Origin of the sequence: Streptomyces morookaense (assembly GCF_013030945.1) — a bacterium.
Taxonomy (GTDB): Bacteria; Actinomycetota; Actinomycetes; order Streptomycetales; family Streptomycetaceae; genus Streptomyces; species Streptomyces morookaensis.
The window spans coordinates 1-234 of record NZ_JABBXF010000128.1 but is presented as its reverse complement, the minus strand read 5'-3'; the positions used below and the strand labels follow the sequence as shown (position 1 = coordinate 234).

The 234-nt window shown below is 81.6% G+C and carries 1 pseudogene; it reads left to right on the top strand.

Annotation, left to right across the window (positions count from 1 at the left end):
* Nucleotides 1-223: pseudogene (locus tag HG542_RS32820) on the top strand (serine/threonine protein kinase); the annotation flags it as partial.
* Nucleotides 224-234: the final 11 nt, after the last annotated feature.

Sequence of the window (234 nt, the reverse complement as noted above, 5' to 3'; positions counted from 1 at the left end):
GCACGGCACGGCCCGCGCACCGCGCGCCGCGGGCGAGCCGCGGGCGGGCTCGGCCCGCCACCGGACTCCTGCGGAGCTCGCTGCGCGGCGCAAGCGGATCCGGCTGGGTGCCGTGGCCGTCGCGGTGGCGGCCGCCGCGGGGGTCGGCGGCTGGTTCGCCGCCGATCACGACGGCGGGGGCGACGCCAAGCCGGGCGTCCACCGGACGCATACGGAGCCGTAGTCGGCCGAGGG